Here is a 23,610-nt window from a genome sequence, read left to right as displayed (position 1 = left end):
ATCCGGCCGGTCTCTGTAAGAAGCTCTCACCACTCACTTCTCTCTCTGGTCAGTCCTTGGAGGATATCCTGTCTTTGGTCAATGCCTTGGTTATGATGTTGCTTGGTGTTGATGGTTACATATTACTCAATGACAATCTGATAAGTCAATAGCCATTATAAAAAATAATTCAAACACCCGGTAAGGTCAACCGGCAGCCGGCACACCGATCCGTGTAATAATCTGTCCGATTTCCTCAACGGTTGCTGCTATATAATCCGCGCCGCTGGCGGACAACTCCGCTTCTGAGCCATAGCCGACCAGTACGCCGATAGAGGCTACGCCGCAGGCTTTTGCCCCGATAATGTCATGCTCCCGGTCGCCGATCATTACAGCCTCCTCAGGTGTAATACCTCCCTGCTCCAGCACGTAGCGGATCACCTCAGCCTTTTTGGAGCGGGTGCCATCGAGATTGCTGCCGCCTACATGCCGGAAATACTTATCCAGCCCGTAATGCTTAAGAATCTGTTCTGCGAATACCGTAGGCTTGGACGTAGCCACATACAAGGTGTAACCCTTGGCTTGCAGAGCCTCCAGCAGCTCAGGAATTCCGGGAATGACGGCATTCTCGAACATCCCGACAGTGCTGTAGCGTTCACGGTAATAGATTACCGCCTGCGCGGCCTGCTCCTCCGTTAACCCCTGAATCTGCACAAAAGAGTCATACAGCGGCGGCCCGATATACGGCAGCAGCAGGTCCAGGTGCTCCACCGTTATTCCGAACTTGTTCAGTGCATATTCCACACACCGGGTAATCCCCTCTTTCGGATCAGTCAGTGTACCGTCCAGGTCAAATAAAATATGCTTCAGCTCTCCATTCATCTTGCTGCTCCTCCCGCAATATGTATTGTTACTCACCGGTGCTTAACCGCACAGCTCGTTCCATCATACCCCTGTTTCTACATACTTTCCACACACTTATCTATTAATATTTCGGAGTAAGTTATTTTGCTATTGGAGGATGTAACATGACAATGACACACTACATGTCGCTGCTGGCGGACAATCAGCCATGGAACCTGATATTTTTTATGGCGATTCCGGTTATTTTCGCAGAGACGATTACTGTAACCGAATTCTTTATTCTGTTCACCAAAAAACTGAACGGCCCGCTGAGAGCCTTTAACCGGGTATGCAGTATTCTCGCCGGTCTTTATTTCACCGGAATCTTTCTCTATTTGTTCCCGACCGCCTTTGTACCGCTTACTGTTAACGGTGAATGGCATACCTGGGTTGATGTTGTTGCTGTAGGCTTCTACCTGAGCGGAGTTCTGTTCCTCCTGCCGCTGGCGCTGCTCGATCTCGGCCTGATTGCCCGCAAGCGTACGGAAGAGGACAAGCTGAAGCTCCATTTTCTGCTGGTCAGCGGTTTCCTGGTGGTAGCGCATATTGCGATGATCTTTGGTATGATCAATCCGGAAATTATCAGCGGGATGGCCGGGATGAACCACTGATGGCCTGACCTGACAACACTCAAATAAGCAGAGCTCCGGTTACCGGACAAGCTCTGCTTTTTGAGTTTTATCTGTTTTTTCAAATACAACCTCACATTTCGTGCCCGCCCCCGGCTTGCTGGATATACTCACCGTTCCTCCTAATAGCCCCGCCAGCTTATGCACAATGGACAAACCGAGCCCGGTTCCGCCGTACTGCCGTGAGCGAGATTTCTCCACCCGGTAGAATCTCTCAAACACAAAGGGAAGCTCTTCCTCAGGAATACCAATCCCGGTATCCTCCACAATGAAACTAACCTTATCACTATCATACTGCAGCAGGACCCGGACCTCTCCCTCGTCCGTGTAGCGGACAGCATTTTCCAGTATATTCATTACAATTTGTTCCATCCGTTTCGCATCCCCGGGTATAGGAGCAGCCGCTCCGCTTACGTTAAAAAGAAGCCTGATCCCCTTATCTCTGGCTGTAAGCTCCAGCTTGCGGACTGCCTGTCCGGCTATGCCGGAAAAATCCACCGGTCCGATATGCAGCGGAATCTGTCCCTCTTCCATTTTGGCCAGCTCGAACAAATCGTCCACCAGATGCTGGATACGGTGCGCCTCCTGATGAATGATATTCAGGTACAGCTGCTGCTCCTCTTCGGTTTCGTACAGTCCATCCCGTACCACCTTCGCATAGCCTTGCAGATAGGTGACAGGAGTGCGTAATTCATGTGAAATGTTAGCGAGAAACTCCTGGCGTGTATCCCTGAACCGCTGCAGATCGACAGCAAGATCATTGATTGCTCCTGCCAGCGATCCAATTTCATCGTTACTGCTGATCGTAAGCCTCGTCTCCAGCTCACCTGCTGCAATTTTGCGGGTAGCCTTTTGCATTTGCACAAGCGGACGCGACAAAATCCTGGCGATAACCAGCGTAATCAGCAATGCAAGCACAAAGGCACTAACGCCTGCCAGCAGCAGAATATCCCTTACAGCCGCAAGGGTCTGATCCATATTCTCCATCGAGGACATAACATATAACGCAGAAATGATGCTGGTTCCCTGTTTAATAGGCTGGGCCGTAACGAAATAACGGTGACCGACGGGATCAGAATAGACAAAGCTGCTATCCGCTCCGGCAAAAATATGCTCAAGGTCCTCGTCTTGTATAAACGTACGGTCCGCAGCATCATGTAGACCAGAGTGAAGCTCTACATTGCCGTCCCGGGAAATATTAAAGATACTGACATCCGTGAATTCTGCAAAAGACCCCATCATCAGCTCATTGGTCGTATCGCCGGATTCAGCCATGGCTGTAAAATGTGAGGCCAGCTCCATGGCCTGAGTCCGCATTTCCCGGTAATAAAAGCTGCTGAACATCCGGTCGATCATCACACCCAGCGACAGGAGTACGACTAGAAAGAGGGACATAATCGCCAGACCAAGCTTAAAACCAATTCTGTTGCCCCTCATTCCGCATGCTCCGGTGCCTGAAATTTATAGCCCAGACCCCATACCGTCTGCACCGGATGATAGGGAAGCTCCGCTTTTTGCAGCTTTTCTCTGATATTCTTGATATGGGTATCCACCACCCGTGTTTCTCCTCCGTAATCATTCCCCCACAGCTGCTCAACCAGTTCCTCTCTGGTATATACACGCTGTCCGCCGCGGGCAAGCGCAGCAAGCAAATCAAACTCCTTCAGCGTAAAAACAACCTTCTCCCCCTTAATTTCCACCTCGCGGGCTTCCGGATAAATATTCAGCTCCGGGAAGCTCAGAACCTCCTTCTGCGGCACAGCCGTACGATTTAACATAGAACGCCTCAGCAAAGAATGAATCCGGGCCAGCAGCTCCTCCGGCTCGAACGGCTTGGACAAATAATCATCAGCGCCAATCCCGAGCCCGAGCACTTTATCTCTAGTCTCTGATCGTGCTGTAAGCATAATGATGGGCACATCACTTCGGGCCCGGACCGACTTGCAGACCTGCCACCCGTCCATATCCGGCATCATGACATCCAGCAGCACTAAACTGAACGCCTGCTGTTCTATCTTCTGCAGTGCTTCATGGCCTGTGGCTGCTTCCTCTGTGTCAAAACCTGCCCTGCGCAAATAAATCCGCAGCAGATTCCGCATATTCCATTCATCGTCAACGATCAGTACTTGCTGCTTCGTCAAGCTATTCACCCTTTGTGATTGTACTGAACTACACTTTTCTTTTATTATACCTTAATAAAAGCACAAGCCGGCAGCAGCTCCATTGTGTAGTTCACTAGCTGCAGTTTAGCCCATAAATATGTAGAAAGCATGTGGAATCAAACCGTAAGAGGAGGTTTAATCCTAACAAGCGAATACTATAACCAGTAGGTTCCATTTCGAGAGGAGTGATGTGGTATGAAGAATATCCATGTAGTTGTTGATACGAGAGGAATTGCACCATAATTGCGGAGGACGGGCTCCTCTGCGAATTTACATTCGGGAGGTCAATCAAATGAACGTTGAATTGAAGCCTGTAACGGCTGATAACTGGTACGCATGCACCAAGCTTAAAGTCAAACCCGGACAGTTGGACATCTTTCCTGCACCTGTGGTTTATTGGATCGCGGAATCGAAATATGTTGCTGACTTTGAACTGCGTGCCGTTTACTTAGAAGGGGCCTTGGTCGGATTTCTCGTATTTTGTATGAAGCCGGATCAAGACGGTAACTGTTGGATTCCCGCCGTTATGATCGACGAACAACATCAGGGTAACGGTTTGGGCAAAGCGGCAATGAACGCATTGATTCAGCTTATGAGCAGTTCCAATTGTACCCGGATCATGATCGGACACCGGCCGGACAATCTGGCTGCGGGGAGGCTGTACGAATCCTTGGGGTTTAATAAAGTCAGTGAAGAAGGAATAGACGGTGAAATCATACGTCTGCTGCAAATTAGTTAACATGATGTGACAAAAAACGGCAGCCGGATTCTAAAGATCCGGACTGCCGTTTTTTCATTTCAGATATTCTTCTACTTCTGCACCAGCACCGTCAATTCGCCCTCAAACACCTTAACCTCTGTCTGATTGAACGTTGACAGCCTTACCGTGACAAGACCTGTCTCATTCTTCTTTTCGGCCAGATCTATTACTTCCACAATGCAATATAATTCATCTCCCGGTAATACGGGTTTGATAAACCGGATGTTATTCATCGCTGTCCCCGCTACAATATCCTCACCATAGGTGCCGGTTTCGACCCAAAGCTTGAAGGAAACGGCCAGGGTCTGAATGCCCGATGCGATGATACCGCCGAATCTCCCCTGCTTCGCCCGTTCTTCGTCCAGATGCATATACTGCGGATCAAATTCTGCAGCAAAGCTCTTAACATTCTCAGGAGTTATACTTAATGAATTCGTTCTAAAGGTCTGGCCGGTGCTAAATTCATGAAACTTCATTCTTCCACCTCTTGGTTGTCTGTGTATGTAACTATATTAGATCAAGGTGATAGAATGAAGCAAGACTTGAGCTAAGTTTACCAGGCTACGCGGATAATCAGGCCTTTGGGATTGCCGGACTCCAGGTATGCCGCCTGGCCGTTGACATCATCATAAGGAAAGCCGTAAGCCAGACCGTTTATACTATGGTCATGCCAGAATTTCGCATAGTAATTAGCTGGAGCTGCATTATAGTAATTCGCTACATTGTTCCAGTTGCTGGTGGTATAGACATGGCGGTTGATTGCAGCAGCGGTAGCGGCATCGGTGAGAGCACCGTCACAGCGGAGAATATCCTGCGTGCTGTAGCTGGAATATCCGGCAAAATAATTGGCGTTCGCACCACCGGCTGCAAAAGACCCGTAAATCGGTGCAACAATCCGGTATGGAGCCTGGAGGGTAGCAAGCGGTTTAAATGCCGCAGGCACTTCATTTGAGTATTTCGTGAAGATTCCAGCCCGTGTCTCTGACTCCAGCTCACCGACAGTCTGGTCGAAGGAGCCGCTGGTATTGACCAGCCGGTGCTGGATCGGGAATCCAAAGGCATCCACGCGGGTAGTATTGCCATGGTAGCCGGTTGCATCAACGGTAAACTCTATGAAATCAAAGTAGATATTGCGGTTCGGATCAGTCGGATTGTTGATATCCGGACCGGCAAAGCCGTCATCATAGGTTTTGATATAGAGCGGGGTGCCGACACTGAGGAACATCCGCCCGGAGGTGATTTTGGGCAGGTTGACCCAGGAGGCCTGGCTTACGGTGTGATAAATGTTGGCATAGTTAACCCCGTTTTTAGTCAGGTGCCCGGAAGCATCATTAAGCGCAGTTGAAATCGGCAGCAGATTGCCGCTTAGATCCAGATAGCTCCATTTACCGTTTGCCGGATTGATTCCGATAACTCCCCAGTAAATCTGGTTATCGGGATAAGTGCCACCTGTTCCGTTCATTACTTTGAGGGACATCGAGCCGTTTGGAGCTGTAGGTATGGAGGCTGCGGTGATGGAATAGATGGAATTCGAAGAATTAGGCGGTGTGGTTGGTGTTGTGCCTGAGGCCGTCCAGGTAAACCAGCCTGTATCGTATGCCGGAGTGCCATTGTTGTATGTGAAAAAATAGCTGATCGCTGTTCCGGCTGGAATTCCGCTCACTGCCTGCTCATAACGTGCTGTACTGCTGTTGTAGGTCATACGGTAGTTAAACTGTGTACCGTTGTTAACTTTATAATGTACATCGACCCATGAGGTGCTGACTGCAGATTTGAACCAGATTGTTGCCGTTGCTCCTGACAGACTGGCACCTTGAGTATAATCGGCAGCGGAAGCTTTGGAACCAGACAACGGTAGACAGGAGAGCAGGAGCACAAGCATGAGCACAGACATAAGCCATTTTTTCCTCATCGCATTTTTCCTCCATTTTATGGTTTATAATCAATCACGAACCAATTATGGTTACGTTTTCAACACTGATTATAAGCTTGGTTCGGCCTATTTTATAGGCGCAGATTTTCGGTTTTCGCACCCAAAATTTGGGGTGAAACGGTTTGCTGCAAAAAAATCAAAAAGCCTTATTTCTCCAGAAGTCAGAAGAAATAAGGCTTCACATTAGCGTAACATTACCAGTGCTTTGATATAAACGTATCGCGTCCCGATTGCTCGCGGTCCTCTTTATAATGCTTGGGATTCTTTTTATGATAATCCTGGTGATATTCCTCAGCACGGTAGAATACCGGCGCCGGCAAAATTTCAGTTACGACCGACCCCTCAAATCTCCCGCTTAACGCAACCTGCTCCTTGGAGGCCTCTGCCGCCTGCCGCTGGCTGTCATTATAGTAGAATACCGCTGTCCGGTACTGGCTTCCCCGGTCCTGAAATTGCCCGCCGTCATCCGTAGGATCAATCTGCGGCCAGAACAGCTCCAGCAGAGTCTCGTACGGGAAAAGCTGCGGATCAAAGGTAATCTGTACGACCTCATAATGTCCGGTTGTTCCTGTCTTAACCTGCTCGTAGCTCGGATTCTTCACCGTACCGCCGGCATAGCCTGATACGATTCCGTGAATTCCCGGCAGCTCCTCAAACGGAGTAACCATGCACCAGAAGCAGCCTCCTGCAAACATTGCCTGTTCCATTCTCCCATTCCCTCTCCCTATCTCTCATCTGCAGATCATAAAAGCACATGTTATGAAGATAAGGCTAATTATCCGTAAAGTCAATTTGAGAGAATGGCAGCTGCGGTTACGGGAAGCTTTCTGCTGTCCGATGAACGGTATATATCTGCAATGATCTCCAGCGCCTTGATGCCTTCCCGCCCATCCAGCCAGAACTTACGCCCATCCCGGAGATGCTGGTAGAAATCCTTGATCAGCAGCTGATGTCCCGTACCCCAGTAAGATTTACCGCCGTTCGTTACGGTACCGGGCTCACACAGCAGCTTCTCACGGCCGTCTTGCCACAGGTACAGACAGTCCCGGCGCTGCAGCAGCGTCCCCTGCTCAAACACCAGCTCAAGCTCAACAGGCGAATTTACCGGATAAGCATTCGTACCGTAGAAAAGCCCTTTGACTCCATCAGCAAAAGTAATGCAGGCGTGCGCGCTGTCTTCAACCTCAATAACGTCATCCAGCACATCTGTGCTCACCTTACCTTTGACGGATGTTATTTCGCCGCCGAACCATTGCAGCAGATCCAGTGTATGAATTGTCTGGTTAATCAGCACCCCGCCGCCTTCGGTAGCCCATTTGCCCCTCCAGCCGCTTTCTGTGTAATACTGCTCACTGCGGTGCCAGGTCACAACCGCCTTCATGCACAACAGCGGTCCAAGCTCACCGCTAACTATAATCTGCCTTATCTTCTGTGAGGGCTCATTATAACGGTTCTGAAATACAACCCCTAACTGCCCCTTACTGCGGTCCGCTGCTTCAGTAATCCGCCGGGCGGCAGCTACATCAACAGCCAGCGGTTTTTCGGTCAGGACATGCTTGCCGGCATTCAGACAGTCGATCGCCATCTGCGCATGCAGATAATGAGGGGTACACAAATGAACAACATCAATATCCTTCCGCTCCAAAAGCTCATGATAGTCCGGCACGGTCTCACAGCCGTACAGTGTGCTGAAGGCTGCCGCCTGTGCGTCATTACTATCCGCTGCAGCGACTAGCCGTGCCCCTTCCATAGCAGCAATTGCATTGGCATGAAGCGGAGCTATTGCCCCGCAGCCGATGATTGCTGCTCCGAGTGCAGTCATGTTAACACCATCCGTTCTTTTTACACATCTGTTTGACTTTCAGCCTACTTCAGTGTTTCCGGGGTAAGATTCAATGCCGAGGCTTGGGCGATCAGGCACAGCTCCGCAGCTTTGAATACATGCTCCTGGGACATTGCCTTTTCAGTCCGGTGCAGACAATCGAGAATCAGCTCACCGAAGAACGGATAACCCACTTTACCTGCCACATGCTCGTAATGCTCCCCCTCGCTGTCAACCCAATAGACATGATCTGATTCCGTGGAACGTCCGATATCAATATACTTGCGAAGCTCGATGTACCCTTCGGTTCCGAGAATTACCGTCCGGCCATCCCCCCAGGTTCCCAGGCCTTCAGGCGTAAACCAGTCCACCCGGAAATATTGAGTAGCCCCGTTATCCCCGGCCAGTGTAACATCCCCGAAATCCTCCAGCTCCGGATACTCCGGGTTGTTGTAATTAGCGACTTTGCTGTGCAGCACCTTTGCATCGCTGCAGCCGGCATAATATAGAAACTGCTCTATCTGATGACTGCCGATATCGCAGATAATACCGCCGTATTTGTCACGCTGAAAGAACCATTCCGGCCGGCTTGGCGCATTCAGGCGGTGCGGTCCGGTACCCATGACCTGGATTACACGGCCGATAGCGCCCTGCTTCACCAGCTGTCCGGCATATACTGCGCTCTCCACATGCAGCCGTTCACTGAAATAGCTCATGTATTTACGGCCTGTCTTCTGAACCTGCAGCTTTGCCGCAGCAAGCTGCTCCAGCGAGGTGAACGGTGCTTTGTCCGTAAAATAATCTTTACCGTACTCCATAACCTTGATTCCTAACGTCGCACGTTCTGAGGGAACCGCTGCTGCTGCAACAAGCCTGATCTCCGGGTCCTCCAGGATTTCTTCTGCACTGCTTGCCGCTTTAACCCCCGGATAGGTGCTGATAAACGCGTTAACCTTGGCCTCATCCGGGTCATACACCCATTTGAGCTCCGCTCCAGCCTCAATCAGCCCGTTGCACATGCCATAAATATGTCCGTGATCCAGTGCAATAACAGCAAATGTGAATTCGCCAGGCTGTACTACCGGACGTGCTTCATTTTTGGGTGCGTACATCATTCCGTCTTTGCGGTTCATCCTCTGGTCTCCTCCCGGCTACAAAAGCTTTTTCAGATAATTCAGGCTGATGGCAAGACTCTCGAACGGATCACGGCGGCAGACATCCTGTTCAACCACATACCATTCCACACCGGTCTCGCGGCAGGCTTCAATGATATCGGGATAATTCATATTCCCTTCCCCGATTTCAGCAAAAGCCGTCTTCCGTTCAACAATTGCCATATCCTTAAGATGCACAACCTGCATTCTTCCTTCTACCCTGCGAACCCAGCTGACCGGGCTCCCCCCTCCAGCCTGGACCCAGTACAGATCAAGCTCGAAGCCCAGAACATCAGCATCACCTTCGTTAATCAGTACATCCATTCCGGTTACACCGTCAAAGCGTTCAAATTCGAAATCATGATTATGATAAATGAACTGCAGGCCGTGCTTCTCCTTCAAAATGCGGGCAATTTCAGAGGCTAGGCTGACAAAGCTGCGGTAGCCCTCCTGACTGGTCTGATACTCCGCCGGAAGGGAGCCTAACCCGATGTATTTGCAGTTCCACAGCTTATGTTCAGCCGCAAGCGCTTCCAGATCATTCACCAGCCGCTTCCAGGGAACATGGGTCGCACAGATGGCAAGCCCTGCTTCATCGGCATATTCCTTAACCAATTGCGGATCAATCGGCCCGATGCCAGAAATCTGAACAGCCTTGTAGCCGATTTCTTTTAGCTTCTGAAAGGATTCTCTCAAGCCCTCCGGCGTTTTGGTAAATTCACGGAGTGTGTACATTTGCGCAGCAATGGAAGATAAGTTCATAATGCAGGATCGCTCCTTATTGTGGTTTAGTGGGTTCCTGATACATCCAGCGCTTTCCCTTGGCTTGTTTCCTTCTTAAAAGTGGAGGTTCTTACTTTCTCCATCAGGTGTTCATGGAACAGATCCGCATCAATCGGCAGCTCCACCCAGTTGTCTGTCCAGGCGGATAAATACATCGCATTAGACAGCGTCAAGCCGCGTATGCCCTCTTCTCCGGGAGCTATCAAAGGCTCATCGTTCAGGATTGCATTCGTGAAGTTGCGCAGAATGCCCTGATGACTGCCTCCGTTACTTTTATTTACGGGGATTTCACATTTCCAGCATTCCGGCTGCCCGAAGCCTCCGGTATAGGTGGCATTAAATTCAGGCTCCGGTGTACGCAGCCGCCAGAAGGTCAGGCTGCCGTCTTCGACAACAATTTTGCCGTTATCTCCGGTAATTTCAAAGCGGTTCGTTCCCGGTGCTTCGCCAGTCGTCGTGATGAACAGGCCGGTCGCACCATTCTCGTACTCTACATAAGCCGTTACATCATCCTCAACCTCAATATCACGGTATTTGCCGAACTGGCAGAAGGCGCGTACCCGCTTCGGCATCATCCCGGTTGTCCACTGCCACAGATCGAGCTGATGCGGGTCCTGGTTCAGCAGCACCCCTCCGCCTTCACCGGCCCAGGTCGCGCGCCAGCCGCCTGAATTATAATAGCTCTGCGAACGGTACCAGTCCGTTATGATCCAATTAGTGCGGCGGATCTCACCAAGCTCACCGGATGTGATCAAATCTCTCAGCTTCCTGTACAGCGGATTTGTGCGCTGATTGTACATGATGCCGAACTTTCGGTCGCTCTGTGCAGCCACATCGTTCATTTCCTGTACAGCCTTGGTAAATACGCCTGCCGGCTTTTCGATCAGCACATGTAAATGATGCTTCAGCGCTTCAATCGCAAGCGGCGGATGGTCGTAATGCGGCGTGGAGATCAGGACTGCATCCACGCTGCCAGACTTGAACAGCTCTTCACTTGAGCTGAACCGCAGGACATGCTCCGGCAGCTGCTCCGCCGCCCACTCCAGCCGCTGCGGGCTGATATCGCAGACTGCTGTCAATTCGGCGCCTTTCACTTCATTCAACAGACTGAAGGCATGCGACCTGCCCATGTTGCCTACACCAATAATTCCAAACCTGACCTTATCCATCTGAAAGATCACTCCTGTAAATGTTTATGAAATGAGAATAACCCTAAATCCGTTTAATGAACATGAGCGGAATTAAGGTGTTTTTGTATATTATTAAGATGTAATGTACAAATGAAAGCGGTATAATGGATTCAATCTCTAGATTTAACTTCTAAGTAACCATTTATGGATCTGCCGTGACTCCAGAGAATGTTTGGACTTCCGGCCGCTGTTGTCTGCAGATTTCTTGATTTGTACCGCTGCACGCGGTTGAAATCCGCAGACAAAGGCGGTCGCTACCGCTCCTACAGTTCCAAAATTCCCCTCCGCCACTTTCCCCTAAATAGATTAATTTGAAGTTCAAAATATATATTTAACCATTAAGGAGGGAAAGCAGAAATGAACGCTTCCGGCATGATGAACGGAACGCTGAAGAATGAAAAGATGAAGAATGAAAAGCTGAAGAATGAAAAGATGAGGAAGAAAGAGTTGAATGATACAACTAAAGATAAGCAGAAGGACAAGACGAATACGGGGGTGCAAGGTAGAACATTTGATAGGCATAGCGGCACCCAGACAGGCAATCTGACCGGACGGCTGCTTCAGAATCTGACGGTGAGAGTGACTCACGCCCAGTTAAGCAGCAAATATCCGGGCTGGGACCGCAGCAATGAGACTCCCTCGTTTAACCGGCTGTATTTCATTGACAGCGGAGAAGGTAAGGTGATTATTAACGGAGAGACTCATTACCCGCATGCCGGTCATCTGATGATTATGCCGGCCGGGACAACTCAGACCTCCGTAACGTATGCGCATAATTGGTATGTGCGTTATTATTGCCATTTTGACGCGCAGATTGGGGAATGGCCATTGTTCCACAATGCAGGTAAGCTCTATATTTGTGAGGTTGCTGATCCGGACGCGGTCCGGGCGATTTTTAATGAGCTGATTGATCTGTTCCAGGATGACAGCTTCCTGTCCACGTTACGCAGGCAGGCCAGCCTGCTGCAGCTGCTGGCTATGTGCCTTGAGGGCGGCGGGTATGCGAACTTTCTGGATGATGTAGCGCATACGGGGGATCACGGCAAGCTGGCCAGTGTCCTGGGATATATCGAGGAGCATCTTCATGAGCCCATGGAGGTGGATGCGCTGGCTGCGCTTGTACATCTGCATCCGAATTATTTTATCCCTTATTTCAAGAAGTTCATGGGAATGCCTCCGATGCATTATGTGCAGTACAAACGAATGGAGCAGGCCAAACGGCAGCTGTCCGGCTCCCAGTTCAGTATCGGTGACATCGCCGAGCAGGTCGGTATGGATCTGGCTCACTTCTCCAAAGTATTTAAGAAGACAACAGGCGTATCGCCGTCAGCCTACCGCAGCAGTACGCGATAATGAAGCCGTTTAAGAGTGCTTCACACATATTGAAAAGCTACATCAAGCCCATATGCTGAATAAGAAAATATCCAAGCAGGGAAAGCAGCAGGGACCCGGCTAAACCGGCTACAAATGGCTTACCCCCTAAACGGCCAAAGGTCTTTAGATCAATGCCAAGACCAAGTCCGGCCATAGCCATTGCAAGCAGCAGATACGCCAGAACAAGTAGCCCGGCAGTCAGCTCATCGGGAAGAATACCTAAGGTATTCACACCGCTCATCAGCAGAAATCCTCCGATAAACCAGGGAACAGGGAGCTTATTGGGCTGGCAGTTAATTTCTTCTTTGCTGTGTTCCCCCTTTTTACTCTGGGCATTTTCGTTTTTAGTGCGCTGACGGCGGTTTTCCCATAAGCCTAATCCCAGTGCTACCGGTGCAAGCAGCGCTACCCGGGTGAGCTTGACGATAACCGCCAGATCGGAGGCCTGCTGTCCAACCGGTACTGACGCTGCGATGACATGCGCAACCTCGTGAAGCGTTGCTCCGGCAAAAATACCATATCCTGATTCGCCCAGTCCGAGGAACGGATAAGCTGTAATATAAATAAGCGTAAAAATAGTACCCAAAACGGCAACTGTCGCGGCAATCACAGCTGTTTCATTATCGGTAGCCTTAATCTGCGGGGAGACTGCCGCTACTGCCGCGGCTCCGCAGATTGCGGTTCCGCAGGCGGTCAGAATACCGAGCCTCCGGTCGATTTTCATGACTCTGCATAATAGATATACGGTAACAAGCGTAAATACTATGTTCATTACTGCCAAAGCCAGCACTTTAGGGCCTGCCTGGACGATATCATGCAGATTTAGCCTGAATCCCAGCAGGATAATTCCTGCTCTAAGCCCTTTCTTCGCGGAAAATTGAATGCCTTCCGCTGCTTTTTCCGGCAAGCCTGCCGCGGCGCGGAACAGAATTCCAAGCAGGATTGCCAATACAAGCTGGCCCATTATATTCAGAAAAGGCAGCTGAGCCAAATACTTGGCCGCTGCCGCCAACACTGCGGTAATCAGCAGCCCTCTGCCAAGCCTGCGGGTCCGGTTAATAACCCACTCATATTTACTTTCCGCCCCAAGCCGGTTAAAGTGCTGAAAGAATTGGATGTGCATAACTTCCTCTCCCTGTCTGCCGCATCTCTGGCGGCTGCTCTGCCTTAACTATACGGATGCGCGGATGGAATGTGAAATACCGGTTTGCTATTTCAATCATAACAATTACTTATGATTGACCTGGGCAGTATGCTATTATGAATAAGTTAATATCTAAGCAAGCTACAAGTGAGGGATTATAATGATCGTTGATGCACTGCGGGTATTTGTAACCGTTGCTGAGCAGCGGCACTTCTCCAGAGCCGGGGAGCTGCTGAACCTGTCACAGCCCGGAGTCAGTCTGCACATCCGCAACCTGGAGAATGAGCTGGGCAGCAAGCTGCTGCACCGTTCCCCAAAGTCGGTCCGGCTTACAGAGGCTGGCGCCGTGCTGTTTAAGCATGCGAAGCAAATTCTCGCCCATTATGAGGAAGCTGCACAGGAGATCCGGCTGCTGAGGGATGAAGTCACGGGCAGCCTTAATCTTGGGGCGAGCTTTACTATCGGTGAGTACATTTTGCCGGGCCAATTAGCCGGCTTTGCCAGACAGTATCCGCAGGTCGAAGTGCAGGTTACGATAGGGAATACCGAGGAAATCATTGCGGCGGTGAAGTCAAACCAGTTGGACATTGGTTTCATAGAAGGTGAAACCCGCGACTTTGAGCTGGATATTATCCCCTATATGAAGGATGAGATGATCGTTACCGCTGCCGCCGGACACCCGCTCACCGCAGCACTCGCTGTAGATAATGAGATGCTGCAGAATCAAGTCTGGGTCCTGCGGGAACCCGGGTCCGGCACGCGTGCTTACAGCGATCATTTTCTGCAGGAAGCACAGCTCTCCGCCAAGCGCTCCTATGTGTTCAACAGCAGCCAGGGCGTGAAGGAGGCTGTTGCCGCCGGTCTCGGCATCTCTCTGCTGTCCCGCTGGATTGTACGCAAGGAGCTGGGCAGCGGAGAGATCAGCGAGCTCAGAACCCGGCAGAAGCTGCCGGAAAGAGAGTTCCTGATTATCCGCCGGAAAGAAAACCAGATAGGAATGGCTAGCCGGGTATTCCTGGAGAAGCTGCTTACAGCCGAAAAAGCCTGATTCCATCTCATCGAGAGAAATCAGGCTTATCATTATAAATGATTATACTTGAACAGTGACAGCTCCTGTGTTCTGATGCTCCGCCAGCATTCCATTCTCCAGATGCAGCACACGGTCACACCAGTCCAGCATCCGCTCGTCATGGGTCACCATGACAGCGGCCTTGCCCTCGCTGCGCACCTCGTCAGCTATCATCCGGACGACCTCTCTCCCGCGCTCGAAATCCAGGCTGGCCGTCGGCTCATCGGCAAACAGAATGGCAGGCTTGTTCATCCAGGCCCGGGCAATCGCCACCCGCTGCTTCTCGCCCCCGGACAGCTTCTCGGGATAATGGCTCCGGCGTTCCCAGATTCCGAGCCGCTTCATCAAGCCGGCAGCCCGTTCCTTGGACTCTTTGGTCCCCAGCTTAGCCAGTCTGGCGACGTACAGCAGCTGTTCCTCTACTTTCAGGTAGGGCAGGAGCTGTGCATTCTGGAACATAAAGCCGATTTTTTGCAGCCGCAGTTCTGTCAGCTCCCGCTTATCTTTATTAGTCAATGATTCGCCGTCAATCCAGATTTCCCCGCTGGTCGGTGTCAAAAGCGCTCCTGCCGCAGAGAGAAAGGTACTCTTGCCTGAACCGGAAGGTCCCAGCACAGCGATGAATTCTCCCGCATTCACTGTCAGGTCCAGCTTGTTGAGCACCGACATCGTCCGGCCGCCGTCCCCGTAATTTTTGGTAACCTGTTTCATCATCAGCATTGCACTCATGCCCCAGCCCTCCCTATCGCTTCCAAAGCATCCACTTTGGCTACTCTCACAACAGAAATCAATGCACCGAGCAGAGACATGCCGATAAACAATACACAGGTCAAAAGGATGGTCGAACGCTCCAGCTGAAACGGCATCGTATCCGGCAGTCCCATATTCATACCGAAGGTCAGCAGCAGGCTGACCGCCAGGCTCGCCACAGAGAGGATAAGCACTTGGCCCACTACACTCCAGGCAAGGTAGGACATTTTTGTGCCCATCGCTTTCAGGATGCCGAACTGGCTTGTCTTCTGGATCGTGATAACGTAGAAGAACACGGCCAGCACAAACGCTGCAATGACAAACAGAAATGCGATCATCATGAGCAGGGAATTCTGTTCAGAAGCGTAGCCCGGAATGCTCGAAATGGCCTGCTTTTGCGTAATCACTTCAACATGATCCAGCTTGCCAGCGACCTGATCAGCCTCTGCGGAAGTTGCCTTTAGCGCGATTACATTGTATGGGGCAGACAGCTGGGCTGAGCCTTCCTGCACTGCTCCTCCCTTCATGACCTGCCAATCCGATTTGGTAATATACACGACCGGCATGTGGCTGTAGGAGCTGTCCTCAACAGTGCCTGCCACCTTGAAGCTCATCCCGGATGCCTGGTCAACTATTGTACTCCCGACTGCAATGCCGGATTTCTCCAGCTTGGAGTCCACAATAGCACTTCCCTGAGAAGCATTGGTTAAAGCCTCACCCTGTACTACCTTAGGTGCCAGCATCCCGTCCATATCTACCGCAAAAAAGGTGATATCCGCTTTTACCTCTGCAGCCTCAGCCGTTACTGTGCTTGTCTGCACAGCAAGTGTTGCAGCGTTACCGGCACCGACAACGGACATGGCTGCAGCCAGCTCCGCTTCACTTAACTGTGAACGTCTAAAGGCATGCTCCGCATCATCCTGGACTGCAAAATAGCTCGCCGGCATATTTTCCACAGCAGAAATATTAGCATATGCCAGCCCGCGGGCCAGCCCGGTCACGAACAGCACCAGGAACGAAACCAGCAGCATGATCACCATAATAAGGCTGTATCTTGCCTTGGAGTGCCTCATTTCCCTTAATGCCAAAAACATACTACCACTCCCTCATCTCTGTATGGCAACAGTGTAAAGGGTGAAAATGAACGGAGTATGAATAAACGATTACAGATGCGGCAGCGTGACAGTAAAAGAAGTGCCCTCCCCAACGGTGCTGGCAGCCTCAATGGTGCCGTTATGCGCCATGACAATCTTTTGGGCGATGGAAAGCCCCAGACCGCTGCTGTTGCTGCCCGCAGTACGTGCTTTATCCACCTTATAGAACCGGTCAAAAATCATCGGCAGCTCGGCAGCAGAAATACCTTCACCGGTGTCCGCTACCGTAACGGTACAAATGCCGTTGGCTGCTGAAGCTGACAGGGTGATTGTCCCCCGGCGGGTGTATATTTGATTGCGTTCGATACTAGATTCATCCATACCTGATGAAGCAGATTCGCGTCTGCCATAACGGTAATCTCCTCAGCGTGCAGACGGACCGCCAGTTCTTTTTCGGTTAGCCGCCATTCCATAGTCTGGATGACCTGGCGGAGCTGGGCCCGCAGACCTACCCTCTCTCTCTGCAGCGCGTTCTCGTCATAATCGAGTGTAGACAGCGTAAGAAGCTGCTTGCTCAGCTTGGACAGTCGCCGGCTCTCCTGGTCAATAATGGAGAGATACTCCAGACGCTGGCCTTCCGGTAACGCAGAATCTTTTAGCGCATGTGTAAATCCCTGAATGGAGGTCAGCGGCGACTCAATCTCATGCGAGACATTGGCAACAAATTCCTGGCGTGCCCGGTTCGTCCGCTCCAGCTCCCGGCTCATGATCATGAAATGGGAGGCCAGCTGGCCGATCTCATCCCGACGTCTTGTGTTCAGCCTGATATCGTATCTGCCCATGGAGATACGCTGTGTGGCAGCTGTAAGCCGGGTAATCGGTTTGACCACATGCAGCACGGCAACCACCACAAACCATAGACTGAACAGAATACTGAACCCGATCAGCATGGCAAAAAACAGCCGCAGCTCGCCGAACTGTACTTGCGCATCCGGCCGCATAAACAGCGCGTAGGTCTGTCCGTCCAGCAGAACCGGAACGCCGATTGAATTGCTGAGCTGATTATCAAAAAATCCGGTAATAAACGCACTGCCCGGAAAGTCTGCCACGCCGTGATAAACGTTACCGTCCAGTACCAGCTGAAGCTTATCTGCAGGGAGATCATTACTCCGGAAAGGCAATCCGTAGAACCGCTCCTCCCCTTCCCCGTTGGTGAGATACAGCTTGTAGCCTACTGATGCCGTACTTAGCAGGTATTCTCCTGCACTGTCCGGATGATCCTGGATGAACTGCTGCATCCCGATGGCCATTTTGGTAAGCTTGGCGTCGTTTTGCGGTTTGATACGGGCCTGATAATACAGATTGGACACCAGGAAGCCTAGCACACTGCTCATGACAATCATTGAACAGAACAGCAGGCACATTCTTACATACATTGATTTCATGAATTCACCATTTCCACTTTATAGCCGATTCCGCGCACGGTCCGGATCAGGAAATCATTCTGGTAATCCGCGAACCGCTGGCGCAGCCGCTTGATATGCACATCCACCGTCCGCTCATCCCCTTCATAATCCGCTCCCCACACCAGCTCAATCAGCTCACTGCGCGAAAATAATCTCCCCGGGTACTGCGCCAGCTGGGCCAGCAGCTCGAATTCTTTTACCGGCAGCAGCAGTACATCATTTCCGTCACTGATCTCATAATTCTTGCGGTCAATGACGAGGGAATTAAGACGGATCCGGTCATCCGATGCCACTAAATACCGGCGGAACAAAGCCTTCATTCTGAACAGCAGCTCCTCGGGCTCGAACGGCTTTGTCACATAATCATCCGTCCCGTGCAGATAACCCTGCTCCTTATCACTAAGCTGCTGGCGCGCGGTTAACAGAATAATCGGTATATCATAGGTCTCCCGTATATGTTGGCACAGCTCCAGTCCATCCATCAGCGGCATCATTACATCCACAACCGCCAGATCGACTGTGTGCTCCTTGAGCAGCCCGAGCGCCTCCCGTCCGTCCCCCGCTTCAACCACAAGATAACCCTCCCGGGTCAATACATGCCGCAGCAGAGTGCGGATATTCGCATCATCGTCGGCAACCAGAATTTTTTTCATTATCGTCCACTCCCGTTATCAAATCTAGCTGTTCTATATGGTAGCAACAATACTTGAGGATGACAACCGGACAGCTTATCATACATATCTATTCACTTATGTTAACAATGACTAAGCCTGCTGACGGCTGATAAAAGGCGCAACACTCTCCTTCAGCGAAGCAGCAGGCCGCCCCATCCATCGCTCCAGATCACGCGAGGTTGAAGCGGTGTTTATTGCCGACAGCCAATTGTAGATCCAGTGCTGTATCTTTGGGTCTTCCCGGTGGATAACCGGCTTCCCGGATAACTCTGTCAGGGCATGGGCCAGATCTGCAAATGTCCAGGCGTGCGGGGCAGTTAAATCATAGCTTTTATTCACATGTCCGTCAGATGCAACAATTTCCGCTGCCGCTAAGGCCAGATCACTGCGCGGGACAGCGTTAAACCGCCAATTTCCCGGAGGTGTGTTCAGCACAGAGCTGCTGATCGCCTCGTTCAAATCAAGTACATTCACAAAATCCATGTAAAGCGCGTTTCTGAGGAAAGTATACTTCATCCCGCTGTCCAGAATTGCCTGTTCAGTGAGCGTATGGATGTTGTCTATACTCCCCTGGTGTGAAAAGGCAAAGCCTGTATAGAGCGTATGCCCCACACCTGCTCTCCTAGCCGCTTCAATTACCCGCTTGTGCTGTAAAAGCCTGACGGTATCCTCCTGATGCGGGCTGGATATGAAGAGCAGGCGTGAGATGCCTGCAAATGACGTTTCCAGCGACTCCGGAAGGTCATAATCCGTGTGGCGGATTTCAATGCCTGACTGCCGGAGCCAGGCAGCTTTACTTAAATTGCGTACACCGGCAACTAAGTTACCGGCAGGTAGCTTTTGCAATAGATTTTCAATAATTAAGCCTCCAAGCTGACCGGTTGCTCCTGTAATCATGATTCGCAAAGTGATACTCCCTTTCTTAAAGGCATTATAGTTAAGCCCTTAACTAAATGGACGGGGAAACACATTAAACTCTTTCGCTTCCATAAGCCTATTTACTGTGAACTAAGGTCGGTTCAGCTTCCCCAGCAAGCGCATCAGCTGACGCAGCTCCTGTTCATCCAGCCGGTTCATCACTTCTGCAACAGCCTGCCGGTTCTCCGGTAAATGCTCAAGCAGCAGCGACTGCCCTTGTTCCGTAATGGAGATTACAGTCTTCCGGCCATCCTCGGCGTGACCCGCCCGGGCAATATACGCTTCCTTTTCCAGCGGTGACAGCAGCAGGCTGATATTGGCCTTGCTCACGCCGATCTTTTCAGCCAGCGCCGAAGGCAGAATACTGCCGCCATGCTTGGCGATTTCGACCAGAATCCGTATCCGCGCCCCGTTTAGTCCATGCGCCTGCCAATATTTTTCCGATACAGCAACCGCATTTGCCGTAGTCTCTACCAGTGTGAAAAAAGCTTCGGTTGCCGGCGGCTGCTCCAGCACCAGCTTGTGTAAATCATCCTTCATTACAGTTCAGCTCCAATTAGTTAATAGCTTAACTATTTTAATGTACCTTTTCCATCCACCGCTGTCAAAGAATATGATTACAGGTAACTGCTGATGCCGAAGATGAGCTTAACTGCTTTCCTGCTCTTGCGGGTTCTTTTGAAGCCTGATCTGATGTCAAACACATATACGGTGTGCCCGGCCCAGCATCTTATGTATACTGAATGCAGCTTAATCGGCCTCACCATTCCTTTTTGCTCATATTCGCTGCCATCCGCCAGCTCCGTTTCTGTGCGCACCAGCCAGCGGTTGCCCAGTCCAATCTCAACATATTTCATGAGCTTCCCTCCGAATAGTAATAGCCCCCTGCTTATCTGCTGAGAATACAGACAGGGGGCGAATAACATCAAATCAAATAGCGCTTAGGCCAGCACAGTCTTCGCAGACAGCGGTTCTTCGTTATAGCTCCTGCTGCCTTCCGGCAGCACCTCCAGCCTGATCAGCTCAGAGCGGCTGGCGAGCCGGATCGGCGGTCCCCAGGTTCCATATCCCGAGGAGACAATGACATGCAGCTTCTCTTTAAGCAGATAACCCCAGTCCAGTTCGAACAGACGTCTCGTAATCCAGTGGTTGGGTGCGATCTGGCCGCGGTGGGTATGTCCTGACAGCAGAACATCCACTCCCGCCTTGGCGGCAATATCAAATCCGGTAGGCTGATGATCCATCATCAGGATTGGCCGTGAATGGTCAAGTCCTTCAAGCAGCGCAGCGACACTTTTTCTGCCGCCTTCCATGGACTCCGCCGTTTTGTCCTTACGCCCGACAATGTATACGCCTCCGGTCTCAACAACCTCATCCTGCAGCACCTTAATACCAATGTCCGCCATTACCCGGGTGTATTGTGCGATAGAACCGCCGTAATATTCATGGTTGCCGAGAACGGCATACACGCCGTGGCGGGCTTTCAGCTGCTTCAGCTGCTCGCTCATCCGGTTGCGGATGAACGGCTCAATGCTGTCATCCAGCACATCACCTGCCAGCAGGACGATATCCGGGTTCATCCGGTTGATTTCAGCTACCATTTTGCGCAGATGGCGGTTGCCGACGATATTTCCCAGATGCAGGTCGGATGCCACAGCGACAGTAAGCGGGCTGCTCGTTCCGGTGGACTTATCAATCCGGATCGGATGGGAGCGTACAATAGTACTCCAGGCATTGCGTGAGCCCCAGATCAGGAATACGGCAAGCAGCAGCAACAGGGTCGCCCCTGCTTCAGCAGTAAATAGACTGCGTTCGACACCCGTCAGACCCAGTATCCAATAGAGTAAATCGGTCAGCGGCAGCATAATAACGGCAAACTCCATACAGGCAAGATAATAAGAGCCGACCACCTTGAACAATCTGGCTGCAGGCTTCAAGCTTTTCGGCCACGGCACCATTCCAATCATATATGCAAAAGCAATGACCATGAACACCGTCCAGTAAAAGCCTGCAGAAAGACCCGGCACGAATTCCTCCAGCAAAACCCAGAGATGATACCCGATATAGAAGTTAACAAGTCCCAGCACCAGCAGCATTACAGTTCCTGACAGCAGCATGCGCAGGTTTTTCATGATCCCACTCCTTTAGCATAGAGCCTATCTTTACGGTCTAGTTCAAATCATATCACAAAGTATTTGCCAGGTATAAATTCTGCCCGGTGTATACTACAAAATAAAAAAAAGAAAATGCCCTGCGGCATCTTCGAATCCATCTTTATGTAGTTATACTGCCTTACCCTTGTTAGCGATACAATCGCCGATCAGCTGGTCGCATTTGCTGATATGCTGGAGCAGCCAGTCTGTGAGTGTACGGTTCAGCTTAATGGTCGAAAGTACGGATACTCCCTTGGTCTTAACCGTTTCTTCCAGCTCAAGTACTGTCTTTACAAATTCAGCATGCGTCTTCTGATGCTCAGCCAGCTCTGGAAAATCAATGTCCTTCATCAGCTGCTCTTCACTGCTGAAATGCTCAAGCGTATACTCTTTAAGGAATCTCAGTGTTTCTTCGATTTGCTCCTTGCCCTTCTGATTGGTGCACGCGTCAAAAAATTCGTTCAGCTTCACAAGCAGCTGTCTGTGCTGGCAATCAATTTGCTCCACACCGATGTCGTACGATTCCTTCCAGTGGATCATAGCTCACCTTGCCCTTTTCCATATTTCACTAGTATACAGATACAACCTCCTTTATTTTCGCCGTTTCCATGCGCATGTTCTGTGAACAACATCACAACAATTAGACATTCTTTTACATTTTAATGCAAAAAAACGCAAGATATGCTCTTGCGTAATTTGTCACTGCAGTTAAGCTGCTGTTGATCAATATTGGGCTGGTCAATCCTTCCCCTTATGAAATCTTATAGGCTGGAGTTCTGAAGCTCGCACCGGAAGGCGTTGATTGCGGCCTGCCCCGGTGAACGGTCAAGAATCGCAAATACAATCTTGTCAAAAAGCGCCTGATAGCCCTCTTCCAGCAGCACCTTCCGGAAGAATCCGGCAACCTCTACCGGGTCGTTGCGGAATACACCGCAGCCGAACGCTCCAAGCACAATGGCCCGGTGCCCCTGATCCGCAGCAACCGCAAGGATATATCGGATCCGCTCCAGCATCACTCCGGCAATCAGCGGTACCTCCTGCGGGTCCCGTTCCCTGACTACACCCGCATTGACGGCTGAGGCTGTAATCACCGATACCGTATACGGCTCCTCCAGCAGCAGATCCCGTGTGTCACGGAATACCGGAACACACGCTACCCCTTGATCAGATCATCCCGCAGCCTGGTCAGAACCTCTCCTAGCCAGTTCGAGCCGCGCCATGTACTTCTGCTGCGGATCGCCGGATTATCCTCCGTCAAGCCTACACCCCAGATCCGGTCTGTCGGACTTGCTTCCACGAGTGTAGTGCCTTGGGTGTCAAGCAGCTGCTGAAGCAGCTCTTCGTTCTGAATAAATTTCTCTTTGTTCCCTTCGTAGACGATAGCTTTACAATGCTGCACCCACACGCTTTGTTCGAAGCCCTTAACCTGTCTGCCTAATTCCTTTTGTTCTCTGGGGATGCGGGCCAGCAGAATCTTCCGGCTCCGTTCCTCATCCCCGAATAAAATAGCCTTCCCGTACATCATATATTGCTCCGCACTGTTAAAATGGTTATCACCTACTGTGAACGAGCACGGATACCATTGTGAAAAGGGAGAATGACTTTTATAGAAATAGGTGAACTTTTCCATCTTACATAACACCTCTGTCCCGT

At 50.8% G+C, this 23,610-nt stretch carries 26 protein-coding genes and 1 pseudogene; 4 read left to right on the top strand and 23 right to left on the bottom strand.

The window, feature by feature from the left end:
- Window positions 1–186 precede the first annotated feature (186 nt).
- A complete protein-coding gene (locus R70331_RS14340) occupies window positions 187–861 on the bottom strand; it encodes an HAD family hydrolase (protein ID WP_042176580.1) in 675 nt (224 codons plus the stop codon).
- Between the two features lie 146 nt (window positions 862–1,007).
- Here R70331_RS14340 and R70331_RS14335 point away from each other — a divergent pair, with 146 nt between their 5' ends.
- Window positions 1,008–1,493 (top strand): DUF6803 family protein, encoded by a 486-nt coding sequence (locus tag R70331_RS14335; protein WP_042176578.1) that lies wholly within the window; start codon window positions 1,008–1,010, stop codon window positions 1,491–1,493.
- Between the two features lie 39 nt (window positions 1,494–1,532).
- Here R70331_RS14335 and R70331_RS14330 read toward each other — a convergent pair whose 3' ends face one another.
- Together R70331_RS14330 and R70331_RS14325 are read right to left on the bottom strand one after the other, a co-directional pair.
- A complete protein-coding gene (locus tag R70331_RS14330) occupies window positions 1,533–2,948 on the bottom strand; it encodes a sensor histidine kinase (RefSeq protein WP_042176576.1) in 1,416 nt (471 codons plus the stop codon).
- Entirely contained in the window at window positions 2,945–3,652 is a 708-nt protein-coding gene (locus R70331_RS14325; protein ID WP_197071432.1) for a response regulator transcription factor, read from the bottom strand. Before R70331_RS14325 ends, R70331_RS14330 begins: the two co-directional genes overlap by 4 nt.
- A 313-nt stretch (window positions 3,653–3,965) precedes the next feature.
- Between R70331_RS14325 and R70331_RS31105 the strand changes: the two genes are divergently transcribed.
- Window positions 3,966–4,412 (top strand): GNAT family N-acetyltransferase, encoded by a 447-nt coding sequence (locus tag R70331_RS31105; RefSeq protein WP_081947619.1) that lies wholly within the window; start codon window positions 3,966–3,968, stop codon window positions 4,410–4,412.
- A 71-nt stretch (window positions 4,413–4,483) separates the two neighbouring features.
- Here the strand turns inward: R70331_RS31105 and R70331_RS14315 are convergent, their stop codons facing one another.
- The 7 genes from R70331_RS14315 to R70331_RS14285 all read right to left on the bottom strand — a co-directional run bounded on the left by R70331_RS14315 (window position 4,484) and on the right by R70331_RS14285 (window position 11,294).
- Complete coding sequence (locus R70331_RS14315) at window positions 4,484–4,909, bottom strand: MaoC family dehydratase (protein WP_042176573.1); 426 nt, start codon at window positions 4,907–4,909, stop codon at window positions 4,484–4,486.
- A 77-nt stretch (window positions 4,910–4,986) separates the two neighbouring features.
- Complete coding sequence (locus R70331_RS14310) at window positions 4,987–6,345, bottom strand: glycoside hydrolase family 64 protein (protein ID WP_042176571.1); 1,359 nt, start codon at window positions 6,343–6,345, stop codon at window positions 4,987–4,989.
- 215 nt (window positions 6,346–6,560) lie between these two features.
- Window positions 6,561–7,073, bottom strand: coding sequence for a peptide-methionine (S)-S-oxide reductase MsrA (gene msrA, locus R70331_RS14305; protein WP_042176570.1), 513 nt, complete (start codon window positions 7,071–7,073; stop codon window positions 6,561–6,563).
- Window positions 7,074–7,153: 80 nt separating this feature from the next.
- Window positions 7,154–8,188 (bottom strand): Gfo/Idh/MocA family protein, encoded by a 1,035-nt coding sequence (locus R70331_RS14300; protein WP_042176568.1) that lies wholly within the window; start codon window positions 8,186–8,188, stop codon window positions 7,154–7,156.
- 44 nt (window positions 8,189–8,232) lie between these two features.
- Window positions 8,233–9,321, bottom strand: a complete 1,089-nt coding sequence (locus R70331_RS14295; RefSeq protein WP_042176566.1) for a Gfo/Idh/MocA family protein — start codon at window positions 9,319–9,321, stop codon at window positions 8,233–8,235.
- An 18-nt stretch (window positions 9,322–9,339) separates the two neighbouring features.
- Window positions 9,340–10,104 carry a sugar phosphate isomerase/epimerase family protein gene (locus R70331_RS14290; protein ID WP_042176564.1) on the bottom strand — a complete coding sequence of 255 codons (765 nt, stop codon included), beginning with the start codon at window positions 10,102–10,104 and terminating at the stop codon, window positions 9,340–9,342.
- Between the two features lie 26 nt (window positions 10,105–10,130).
- Window positions 10,131–11,294 carry a Gfo/Idh/MocA family protein gene (locus R70331_RS14285; RefSeq protein WP_042176562.1) on the bottom strand — a complete coding sequence of 388 codons (1,164 nt, stop codon included), beginning with the start codon at window positions 11,292–11,294 and terminating at the stop codon, window positions 10,131–10,133.
- Window positions 11,295–11,672: 378 nt separating this feature from the next.
- On the opposite strand from R70331_RS14285, the gene R70331_RS14280 reads away from it, so the two are divergent.
- Window positions 11,673–12,668, top strand: coding sequence for a helix-turn-helix domain-containing protein (locus tag R70331_RS14280; protein WP_231576479.1), 996 nt, complete (start codon window positions 11,673–11,675; stop codon window positions 12,666–12,668).
- Window positions 12,669–12,705: 37 nt separating this feature from the next.
- Here R70331_RS14280 and R70331_RS14275 read toward each other — a convergent pair whose 3' ends face one another.
- On the bottom strand, window positions 12,706–13,812 hold the full coding sequence (locus tag R70331_RS14275; protein ID WP_042176560.1) for a YeiH family protein: 1,107 nt from the start codon (window positions 13,810–13,812) through the stop codon (window positions 12,706–12,708).
- Between the two features lie 181 nt (window positions 13,813–13,993).
- Between R70331_RS14275 and R70331_RS14270 the strand changes: the two genes are divergently transcribed.
- Window positions 13,994–14,881, top strand: coding sequence for a LysR family transcriptional regulator (locus tag R70331_RS14270; protein ID WP_042176559.1), 888 nt, complete (start codon window positions 13,994–13,996; stop codon window positions 14,879–14,881).
- 42 nt (window positions 14,882–14,923) lie between these two features.
- On the opposite strand, the gene R70331_RS14265 is transcribed toward R70331_RS14270, so the two are convergent.
- The 12 genes and pseudogenes from R70331_RS14265 to R70331_RS14215 form a co-directional block, all read right to left on the bottom strand.
- Window positions 14,924–15,631 carry an ABC transporter ATP-binding protein gene (locus R70331_RS14265; protein ID WP_042176557.1) on the bottom strand — a complete coding sequence of 236 codons (708 nt, stop codon included), beginning with the start codon at window positions 15,629–15,631 and terminating at the stop codon, window positions 14,924–14,926.
- Window positions 15,628–16,746 carry an ABC transporter permease gene (locus R70331_RS14260; RefSeq protein WP_042176554.1) on the bottom strand — a complete coding sequence of 373 codons (1,119 nt, stop codon included), beginning with the start codon at window positions 16,744–16,746 and terminating at the stop codon, window positions 15,628–15,630. The genes R70331_RS14265 and R70331_RS14260 overlap by 4 nt, the downstream gene beginning before the upstream one ends.
- A gap of 69 nt (window positions 16,747–16,815) precedes the next feature.
- The gene (locus tag R70331_RS32085; RefSeq protein WP_231576478.1) at window positions 16,816–17,127 is read right to left on the bottom strand and encodes a sensor histidine kinase; all 312 of its coding nucleotides are present in this window, start codon (window positions 17,125–17,127) and stop codon (window positions 16,816–16,818) included.
- Complete coding sequence (locus R70331_RS14255) at window positions 17,028–18,191, bottom strand: sensor histidine kinase (RefSeq protein WP_231576477.1); 1,164 nt, start codon at window positions 18,189–18,191, stop codon at window positions 17,028–17,030. Before R70331_RS14255 ends, R70331_RS32085 begins: the two co-directional genes overlap by 100 nt.
- The gene (locus R70331_RS14250; protein WP_042176552.1) at window positions 18,188–18,865 is read right to left on the bottom strand and encodes a response regulator transcription factor; all 678 of its coding nucleotides are present in this window, start codon (window positions 18,863–18,865) and stop codon (window positions 18,188–18,190) included. Before R70331_RS14250 ends, R70331_RS14255 begins: the two co-directional genes overlap by 4 nt.
- Before the next feature lie 111 nt (window positions 18,866–18,976).
- Window positions 18,977–19,783, bottom strand: coding sequence for an SDR family oxidoreductase (locus tag R70331_RS14245; protein ID WP_331281513.1), 807 nt, complete (start codon window positions 19,781–19,783; stop codon window positions 18,977–18,979).
- A gap of 111 nt (window positions 19,784–19,894) precedes the next feature.
- Window positions 19,895–20,344 (bottom strand): MarR family winged helix-turn-helix transcriptional regulator, encoded by a 450-nt coding sequence (locus R70331_RS14240; RefSeq protein ID WP_042176547.1) that lies wholly within the window; start codon window positions 20,342–20,344, stop codon window positions 19,895–19,897.
- Between the two features lie 77 nt (window positions 20,345–20,421).
- Window positions 20,422–20,661 (bottom strand): DUF3977 family protein, encoded by a 240-nt coding sequence (locus R70331_RS14235; RefSeq protein ID WP_042176545.1) that lies wholly within the window; start codon window positions 20,659–20,661, stop codon window positions 20,422–20,424.
- Between the two features lie 84 nt (window positions 20,662–20,745).
- Window positions 20,746–21,936 (bottom strand): metallophosphoesterase, encoded by a 1,191-nt coding sequence (locus R70331_RS14230; protein ID WP_042176543.1) that lies wholly within the window; start codon window positions 21,934–21,936, stop codon window positions 20,746–20,748.
- Window positions 21,937–22,086: 150 nt separating this feature from the next.
- Window positions 22,087–22,497 (bottom strand): bacteriohemerythrin, encoded by a 411-nt coding sequence (locus R70331_RS14225; RefSeq protein ID WP_052380633.1) that lies wholly within the window; start codon window positions 22,495–22,497, stop codon window positions 22,087–22,089.
- Between the two features lie 221 nt (window positions 22,498–22,718).
- Window positions 22,719–23,093 (bottom strand): annotated as a pseudogene (locus R70331_RS14220) (TIGR02452 family protein); the annotation flags it as partial.
- Between the two features lie 17 nt (window positions 23,094–23,110).
- Complete coding sequence (locus tag R70331_RS14215) at window positions 23,111–23,587, bottom strand: riboflavin biosynthesis intermediates N-glycosidase (protein ID WP_042176541.1); 477 nt, start codon at window positions 23,585–23,587, stop codon at window positions 23,111–23,113.
- Between the last annotated feature and the right edge of the window lie 23 nt (window positions 23,588–23,610).

The sequence above is a fragment of the Paenibacillus sp. FSL R7-0331 genome (assembly GCF_000758645.1).
In the GTDB taxonomy this organism is placed as follows: Bacteria; Bacillota; Bacilli; order Paenibacillales; family Paenibacillaceae; genus Paenibacillus_AQ; species Paenibacillus_AQ camerounensis.
Note: the sequence above shows the minus strand (reverse complement) of the source record. Positions and strands in the feature narration are given on the sequence as shown.

Bases quoted from the DNA above. Each gene is read 5' to 3' on its own strand.
- R70331_RS14310 (WP_042176571.1), bottom strand. From the start codon at position 6,345: ATGAGGAAAAAATGGCTTATGTCTGTGCTCATGCTTGTGCTCCTGCTC.
- R70331_RS14315 (WP_042176573.1), bottom strand. From the start codon at position 4,909: ATGAAGTTTCATGAATTTAGCACCGGCCAGACCTTTAGAACGAATTCA.
- R70331_RS14245 (WP_331281513.1), bottom strand. From the start codon at position 19,783: ATGATTACAGGAGCAACCGGTCAGCTTGGAGGCTTAATTATTGAAAAT.
- R70331_RS14260 (WP_042176554.1), bottom strand. From the start codon at position 16,746: ATGTTTTTGGCATTAAGGGAAATGAGGCACTCCAAGGCAAGATACAGC.
- R70331_RS14270 (WP_042176559.1), top strand. From the start codon at position 13,994: ATGATCGTTGATGCACTGCGGGTATTTGTAACCGTTGCTGAGCAGCGG.
- R70331_RS14340 (WP_042176580.1), bottom strand. From the start codon at position 861: ATGAATGGAGAGCTGAAGCATATTTTATTTGACCTGGACGGTACACTG.
- R70331_RS14300 (WP_042176568.1), bottom strand. From the start codon at position 8,188: ATGACTGCACTCGGAGCAGCAATCATCGGCTGCGGGGCAATAGCTCCG.
- R70331_RS14330 (WP_042176576.1), bottom strand. From the start codon at position 2,948: ATGAGGGGCAACAGAATTGGTTTTAAGCTTGGTCTGGCGATTATGTCC.
- R70331_RS14290 (WP_042176564.1), bottom strand. From the start codon at position 10,104: ATGAACTTATCTTCCATTGCTGCGCAAATGTACACACTCCGTGAATTT.
- R70331_RS14225 (WP_052380633.1), bottom strand. From the start codon at position 22,497: ATGATCCACTGGAAGGAATCGTACGACATCGGTGTGGAGCAAATTGAT.
- R70331_RS14275 (WP_042176560.1), bottom strand. From the start codon at position 13,812: ATGCACATCCAATTCTTTCAGCACTTTAACCGGCTTGGGGCGGAAAGT.
- R70331_RS31105 (WP_081947619.1), top strand. From the start codon at position 3,966: ATGAACGTTGAATTGAAGCCTGTAACGGCTGATAACTGGTACGCATGC.
- R70331_RS14230 (WP_042176543.1), bottom strand. From the start codon at position 21,936: ATGAAAAACCTGCGCATGCTGCTGTCAGGAACTGTAATGCTGCTGGTG.
- R70331_RS14285 (WP_042176562.1), bottom strand. From the start codon at position 11,294: ATGGATAAGGTCAGGTTTGGAATTATTGGTGTAGGCAACATGGGCAGG.
- R70331_RS14235 (WP_042176545.1), bottom strand. From the start codon at position 20,661: ATGAAATATGTTGAGATTGGACTGGGCAACCGCTGGCTGGTGCGCACA.
- R70331_RS14265 (WP_042176557.1), bottom strand. From the start codon at position 15,631: ATGAGTGCAATGCTGATGATGAAACAGGTTACCAAAAATTACGGGGAC.
- R70331_RS14250 (WP_042176552.1), bottom strand. From the start codon at position 18,865: ATGAAAAAAATTCTGGTTGCCGACGATGATGCGAATATCCGCACTCTG.
- R70331_RS14240 (WP_042176547.1), bottom strand. From the start codon at position 20,344: ATGAAGGATGATTTACACAAGCTGGTGCTGGAGCAGCCGCCGGCAACC.
- R70331_RS14255 (WP_231576477.1), bottom strand. From the start codon at position 18,191: ATGAAATCAATGTATGTAAGAATGTGCCTGCTGTTCTGTTCAATGATT.
- R70331_RS14280 (WP_231576479.1), top strand. From the start codon at position 11,673: ATGAACGCTTCCGGCATGATGAACGGAACGCTGAAGAATGAAAAGATG.
- R70331_RS32085 (WP_231576478.1), bottom strand. From the start codon at position 17,127: ATGGATGAATCTAGTATCGAACGCAATCAAATATACACCCGCCGGGGG.
- R70331_RS14295 (WP_042176566.1), bottom strand. From the start codon at position 9,321: ATGAACCGCAAAGACGGAATGATGTACGCACCCAAAAATGAAGCACGT.
- R70331_RS14215 (WP_042176541.1), bottom strand. From the start codon at position 23,587: ATGGAAAAGTTCACCTATTTCTATAAAAGTCATTCTCCCTTTTCACAA.
- msrA (WP_042176570.1), bottom strand. From the start codon at position 7,073: ATGGAACAGGCAATGTTTGCAGGAGGCTGCTTCTGGTGCATGGTTACT.
- R70331_RS14335 (WP_042176578.1), top strand. From the start codon at position 1,008: ATGACAATGACACACTACATGTCGCTGCTGGCGGACAATCAGCCATGG.